The sequence below is a fragment of the Chitinophaga sp. 05T412 genome (assembly GCF_056396465.1).
Genome location: NZ_JBFTLN010000006.1, coordinates 456,385 through 463,516, shown reverse-complemented (window position 1 = coordinate 463,516; position 7,132 = coordinate 456,385). Strand labels below are relative to the sequence as shown.

Genomic DNA, 7,132 nt, shown 5'->3' with positions numbered 1-7,132 from the left:
GCCGTTTTAAACTGCTTCAGAAAGTCGTCTGATAAAAAATCTTCTGTCTTCATAAAACTATATATGCTTTAAAATTAAAAAATCGAGGTGAAACACCCCGATTTTTAGAATTTACACAGTTTATGAGATAGTGTCGATAAAAAAGACAACCGTATGGTTGTCTTTTTTATTTGCCTAAACCAATAAATACATAAAAATAAAAGGCCGCCCAGACGAGGCAGCCTTTGTTAACAATTGGTTTTTGCTTATGAGAAAATTTTAAATACACTCTTTTATCTCTCTTCACAAAATCAACCACACAGCTGCCTCTACTGCTTCTTACACGAACCTATGCTTCATTTTCAAACAGTAGCTTATAATAATTCATGTTGGTAGCTTCATCAAACCCACGCTCTATCATTTCGCGGTTGCCGTGAATATACACATGAAAGTTCTTATCAAGTTTCAATATACTCTTAAATACTTTCTGCTGTTTCTTAACAGCAGGTGCGGATATTTCAAATTCGTCAGGGATATCTTGTTGAAAATGACTCGCGTACTCGTTTCTATACTCTTTAAAAGAAGCTATTGCATCAGGATGCCCCAGTACTTCTTTCGCAAAATCGTCTAATTGGAATTGTTCTTTTTCTTTAAAATAAGCGGCTGATTTATTTAACAGATCCACCTGATCTACCCTATCCATCTCATACTCCGTTGGCAGCTTATTATGTATAAACAGCTTACACATATCTACCGCAGTTTCTGTTTGATGGTAACTATCCTCGCGGCGCTGCACCTGCAGAAAGGCATCTTTCCAGTAAACAGCCTCCGATTGTTTGCTGTTACTATCTATAATGCTCACCTTAAAACCTTCAGATTCTTCTGTATTAAAAACAAGACAACCTTTATCCAGCTTATTGATATTTATACCATCCTCATAGTTCACCTGGTAATTCTCGTCTGCCAGAAAGACTTTTAAATAGGTATCGCGATTTTCTGACTTAAAAATGCCAATGGCCTCCACTTCTTCACCATCCACCTGACACTTGCTAAAGTAGGCTATATACAACTCCCCGCCCTTAATTTTGGGATGGGTGGAATGTTTATATAGATGCCTGGCAATATTTACTGACTGCTCCTGGAATTCGCTTTGGTCCGTAAATATACGTCGACAATATTGAAAAATTTCATTCAATTGAATATCTGCGTCATGCCGGAACCGGAAATACTCTGCAGCATTGGCAAAAGGCTGAATAAAATATGTTAGCAATAACTGGCTGATCGTTTCATCCTCCAGCTGCAAAGGCGCCTTGGAACAGAGTAAGGCCTCATCATTTGAGGAGTTCCCTACCTTGTGAATAGTCAGTTGCGCCAAATCTTTAAACTCCGAAACATGGATCATGGGCGCAAAATTAATAAATTAGTTGACAGCCAAAAAAACCATCCTGACCAGTAATTAATTCTTGATAATTTCATTACATAAGTATTCCTCTCTTCCTAATACACAGAAAAATCCCAAACAGTTACTTAATTTAAAGTTTTAAAATACGACGCACATGAGAAAACAAATATACATGATGGCCATGCTGACTGGCTGGGGCTTGCCCATGATGGCTCAACAACCCACCGCTGCCAGACCTTTGTACGAAGCCCGTGACCTCACCGCTGAAAACATGTTTTCTACAAATATTGAAGGACCCAACTTTGACAAAGCAGGCAATTTCTATGTAGTAAATTTTAAACAGGATGGTACCATAGGTAAAATAAATACCCATACCGGCGCTGGCGAAGTATTCGTGACCCTCCCGGATAGCAGTGTAGCCAATGGCGTTCACTTCAATAGCAAAGGCACCATGCTCCTACCCGACTTCATCAAACACAATGTACTGGCCGTAGATATGAAAACAAAAAAGGTCAGTGTATATGTCCATTCCGATCAGTTCAATCAACCGAATGATCTTTGCGTGAACAGCAAAGACCAGATCTTTGTGTCCGATCCAAAATGGGCCAACAATACCGGGCAACTCTGGCGCATTGATGGTAACCGTATTCCTGTATTACTAGAGGCCAACATGGGTACCACCAACGGTATCACCCTCAGCCCCGACGAAAAAACCCTGTATGTAAATGAGAGTGTACAGCGCAAAGTTTGGAAATACACTGTCGACAAAGCGGGTAACATCTCCCATAAAACCTTATTCGCCAGCTTCCCCGATTTCGGATTTGATGGAATGAAATGCGATAAAGCCGGCAACCTCTATATTGCCCGCTGGGGAAAAGGGGTGATTGCCATGATGTCGCCACAGGGCGCATTAATCCGCGAAATACCGTTGAAAGGGAAACAATGCAGCAACCTCGTTTTTGGGGATAAAGACAAGAAAACCGTGTATGTTACGCTGCAGGACAGAAAATGTGTAGAAACCTTTAGGGTGGCTATTCCAGGGAAATAAGCATTTGCTTTTACATAAATACAACGGGGATATAAGCACATGACTTATATCCCCGTTGTATTTATTTAAAGAAATGCCTAGTTCTTTATAATCAGTATTTTTCCCTTGTTCTTTGGAACCAGGATGCTGGCGTCTTTCCCCAATACCTGTCCCTGCTGGAAATTACGTATGTCCGGCGCCGTTATCTTAGCTGTTGCCGGATTAATACCCAGGGCTTTCCAGTCGATACTCAACTGTACGTTGGTATCTTCCGCTGCCCAACTGGCAATGGACACCAATACCGCACCGTCTTTCTTATAAATAGTGGCTGGTACCAACGGATTGCCGGTTTTAACCGGGTTGCTTTCTACCCAGTACCCGATCATTTTTGTACCCTGTATACCAAAGTCATCCCATACTTTCCAGATAGGTCGCGGATCTGAGTTTTCTGTCCATGGCATGCGATTAGTCATACCATATACCATTCCACGCCACTGATTTCCGCCATCCTGCAGCATTTCACCCATCAGGCCGAATGGAATACCACTCACTTCCGTGAGGAAAAAGTCAGGATTGTTGTTTTCGTAATCGAAGTATTCCCCAAACCAAAGCCTGTTCAGATACGGGAAGTGTTCCATATACAATACCGCACTGTTAATAAACCCATCTGACTTATTATATTGATTGGCAGAATGCAGATCAATGATACCTGGGTGGCTATCTTTTGTCAGCACTCTCTTTACACGTTTCATTGTTACACGGTCAAAGGCCACATCATCAAGATAGATACCATCTATGCCTACGTTCTGCACCAGCCAGTTCATGCCTTCCACATAGTAGTTATGCCAGCGATTCATGCCACTGTTAATGATGGCTGCGTCTTTGAACTCCGGTACAAACCAGGCAGCAATGTAATCTTTCCCGATATGTTCCTGCAGCCAGGAGAAGCCACCACCTTTACCCGGACTATACACCTCATGGCCCAGGCTACGCAATGGGAATGTTTCCCAGGCGTGATTAGACAGTTCTCTTACAGTGTTATAGATTTTTACTTTCAGCCCCTTGCTGTGTGCTTCATCTATATAAGACTTCATCTTTTTCCATTCAATAAATGGATAGTTGATCCAGGGGTTGATATCATTACCATGATGAATATTCACCACCGTAGCGCCGGTAGCCTTGATGCTATCCAGGTTGTTGTAACGGTGATAGAAGCGCGTAGACCACTGGAAGTCGGTGTTAATCGGGTGAAACGGCGTAATGATCAGGTGGAAGTTATAATACAATACGTCTCCCTTATGCAGCGTTCTTTCGCCGCTATAGCTGTTCACCAAAATAGCCTTCCCTTTTTCCCCGATGGTGATCCCTCCTTTATCGCCATTGCCCCAGGAAGTGGGCAGCAGCAAAGGCTTCTGGAGATAGAAGTTGGTGTTCAGTGGGCGTACATAGTTTTCATCCCGGAGATTGAATTGTATACCAGCATTCACATCTCCAATCCAGGCGCCGTCCTGGTTTTTATTTTTTACGTCCCATTTCCAGTCGATCTTTTCAGGACGCAGTCCTCCTTTCTGATTCAGGCCCATCATGTATTTGGCGGCTCCTTTATCAAAAGGCAGGTGCATAGTGATTTCCTTGAGAGATATGTCCTCCAGTGCTGTCACTTTTACGGTGTAATCCAGGAAGCCATCAAATTCCAGGGAAGCACTTACCTCCATTTGCAGGCCGGTAGTAGTATTTACTGCCTGCCAGCTTACTTTGCCGGCTTCTTTGGCCGTCATTTGCCAGCCATTGCTTTTCCAGGGCAAATCCTTACCGGTGGCGGCGGAGATGAAGTGGAAGTGTATGGGCTCTGTGAAAATATTCTTTGCCTGTGTGGATAACTCCGTCATTTCAGGCGTGAAGAAGGTTTGTATCTGTGCCGGGAAACCGTCTTTGTTAATACCTACTTTACGTCCCAGCAAACTGATCACGCTGTCTTTTACTTCCAGTGGCGTGTAAGGCGCAATCACGGAATTATCCTGGGCCAACGTAGAGTTCAGCCATTTTAAACGGGTTTGTTTCCATGGCTCATTGAAGCCACTGTTAACAGCCAGTTTATTCGTTACCGTTAGTGTGATTCTTACAGGCATGGCAGGCATACCAGCAGCGCTGAGTGTGGCAGTTCCTTTATAAACCCCTGCTGTGGCAGATTCTGGCACATCTACACCACACCACAATGCCTGTACCTGGTTGGCGGGGATATTTACCTTCGCCGTAAATGGTTGTGCATCATAGGTGGTACCGCTGGTATTTATACAATTTAACTGCGAAGCAGCAATAGTTTTACCACCCGGTGCGGTCAGATCAGCAAAAGTAATTTGCACGTCTTTCATATCATGCAGGGCGTAAATACCTACCTGAAAAGCGTAGTACTCTCCTCTGTCAGCCTCTCCTGCAAAGGATTGCGATGGTCCTTTCTTTATCCACCGTTGCGGCAGATCATCCGTCATTTTAATAGGATACTGCCTGTCTTCCGGAAATACAATATATCCGGCTCCCGGATGCTTCAGCAACAGTTGTTGCTTTTCTGCAGCAGTAGCAATCACCTCCATCGGATAAAAGCTATTGAACGTATCAATGGCTTCCATTTCCTTCACGATGGTATTTGGCTTCATACCGGCAGGAATAGACTGCAACCAGCTGTTGTCAGCGGTTTGCTCCGGCGCCAGGTACATGCCCTTGGGATAGTTATCCCTGCCTTCGTTTTTAGACGGCAGGTAATATATGTAGTAATCGCCCTTTCCGGACGTAGGCTCAAAGTAAATGTCGCCTTGTTCACGGGTAAGCGTCAACGTTTTTACGTTGGTGATTTTTTGTTTTGTTTTAGCATCCTGGATAATGATGCGTTTTGCTTCCGGATGTTCATCGCGGCGGCGCCATGGAATTACTACGCGGGCCACTTTAGCGACGCCGTTAAAGCTCACTACCACCCGGTGGTTACCAAGTGAGTCAGCATTCCAGCTATTATTGCCGGAAGTATATTTCAGCTCCTGGGCTACAGCCGTAGTCAGGACACCAAATGTAAAACCTGCCAGCAGCAGGCCTTTCCTGAAGTTACGGGAATGGTGGTTAATCTGATACATGAAGGAAAATAAGTTTTTAAATGTTCAYCGGTTATAAATTTACTATTGTTGTGCTTTCTTTTCCGGATTATTTTACAAAAGCAAAAGCCCCATTTACGGGGCTTTTACAGGATATTCTAATTAATCGGGTTTTGTACCAGGTTTGGATCGAGTAATATTTCCTGTTCTGGAATATAATGAACCACCCGTGGGTCCGTGTAGGAAATGGTTTGCGGATTCGTTTGTATACCCGGATAATTCCTGTATACGTTGCGGTTATTGCGATAGAGGTCGAAAGAACGATGCGTTTCAAAGCACAGTTCCAGGCGACGCTCATCCAGTACTACATCCAGTACGTTGGCATAACCCTGCATATTGCTCGAACTGAACAGCGCATTTCCGCTTAAACCAGCCCTGGTACGGATGATATTTACATCTTCCAGCGCGGCCGTGTTGTTGCCCAGTTTCGCATTGGCTTCCGCCCGGATCAGGTACATTTCAGCCATACGCAGCACTACTGGCGAGCTGAGAGTAGGTACGTTATCCTGGTTAGAGTATTTCAGGATATACCATTTAGGAACGCCATTACGTTCTGCCACTTTCTTCTTACCAGTAGCCGGGTCTATCACATCATTGCCATTATCATCTTTCTCATATACTACCTGTATGAAGGAATTACGTACATCTTCCGGATGCAGCTGGATCAGATTGCGGAACGATTCAGAAGCATACATCTCTCCATATCCCATACCGCCTGGCGACATATAATACATAGAGCCAATAGAGCTCCAGGTACGGTCATCCTGCAAAGTATGGTGAATAGCGAAGATGGTTTCCTTGTTGTTCTCATTACTCTTGGTATAATATCCGGGTAGATCTCCGGTAGATATTAGTCCGCGGTCTTTGGAAAGGATGACTGAGTCGGCATAAATACGTGCAGAATCATTTCTTCCCATATAGAGATATACCCTCGCCAGCAAAGCCCGGGCAGCGTCTTTAGACGCGTAGCTGTTGGTATTGGAATTATCCATGAGATCTTTCCCTTTTTTCAGGTCTGCTACGATCTGTGCGTATACTTCTTTTACCGTATTACGTTTAGGCAATGCCGTTATATCGTATTTGGTAACAACAGGTACGCCAAGGTTGGTTTCGGGACTCTGAGTATACGGACGACCAAAGGTTCTCACCAGGCTCCAATGTACAAAAGCACGAATGAACAGGTTTTCGCCGATCATTTCATTTACTGCAGCCGATTGATTTTCGGGCATTACTTCCAACAGCCTGTTTACGCCGTTGATCGCTTTGTATCCCATACGCCACAGCTGCAGCGAATTACCCTGGTTGGTGAGCAAACCGTAGTTATAAGAATACATCAGCGGATCTGTAGAAGTACCGCTTAACGCCACATCATCACTGGGAAATTCTCCCATCTGGAAATAGTTGCGCGTAAAATTTTCTTCTTTCAGTAAAGCATAGTTACCAGCAGTAGCAGCTGGCCATTTAGTGGGATCTTTCAGAATTTTATCGTCCGGAATAGCACTATATGGTTCTTTTTTCAACGAGCAGGAGCTGGCTACCGTCAACAGTAAAAGCCCTGCAAAATATTTTGACATGTGTTTCATG

Annotated in this window: 4 protein-coding genes; 1 reads left to right on the top strand and 3 read right to left on the bottom strand. The window is 44.0% G+C overall.

What is annotated here, in order from left to right; translation table 11 throughout:
• Positions 1-328: 328 nt before the first annotated feature.
• Positions 329-1,381 carry a nucleoid-associated protein gene (locus AC1DFM_RS16465; protein ID WP_477077824.1) on the bottom strand — a complete coding sequence of 351 codons (1,053 nt, stop codon included), beginning with the start codon at positions 1,379-1,381 and terminating at the stop codon, positions 329-331.
• A gap of 154 nt (positions 1,382-1,535) precedes the next feature.
• On the opposite strand from AC1DFM_RS16465, the gene AC1DFM_RS16460 reads away from it, so the two are divergent.
• Complete coding sequence (locus tag AC1DFM_RS16460; RefSeq protein WP_477077823.1) at positions 1,536-2,429, top strand: SMP-30/gluconolactonase/LRE family protein; 894 nt, start codon at positions 1,536-1,538, stop codon at positions 2,427-2,429.
• A 77-nt stretch (positions 2,430-2,506) separates the two neighbouring features.
• On the opposite strand, the gene AC1DFM_RS16455 is transcribed toward AC1DFM_RS16460, so the two are convergent.
• Positions 2,507-5,530 (bottom strand): glycoside hydrolase domain-containing protein, encoded by a 3,024-nt coding sequence (locus tag AC1DFM_RS16455; RefSeq protein ID WP_477077822.1) that lies wholly within the window; start codon positions 5,528-5,530, stop codon positions 2,507-2,509.
• Positions 5,531-5,646: 116 nt separating this feature from the next.
• Positions 5,647-7,131: a RagB/SusD family nutrient uptake outer membrane protein gene (locus AC1DFM_RS16450; protein ID WP_477077821.1), complete on the bottom strand. Its 1,485-nt coding sequence runs from the start codon at positions 7,129-7,131 to the stop codon at positions 5,647-5,649.
• Between the last annotated feature and the right edge of the window lies 1 nt (position 7,132).

Bases quoted from the DNA above. Each gene is read 5' to 3' on its own strand.
- AC1DFM_RS16450 (WP_477077821.1), bottom strand. From the start codon at position 7,131: ATGAAACACATGTCAAAATATTTTGCAGGGCTTTTACTGTTGACGGTA.
- AC1DFM_RS16460 (WP_477077823.1), top strand. From the start codon at position 1,536: ATGAGAAAACAAATATACATGATGGCCATGCTGACTGGCTGGGGCTTG.
- AC1DFM_RS16465 (WP_477077824.1), bottom strand. From the start codon at position 1,381: ATGATCCATGTTTCGGAGTTTAAAGATTTGGCGCAACTGACTATTCAC.
- AC1DFM_RS16455 (WP_477077822.1), bottom strand. From the start codon at position 5,530: ATGTATCAGATTAACCACCATTCCCGTAACTTCAGGAAAGGCCTGCTG.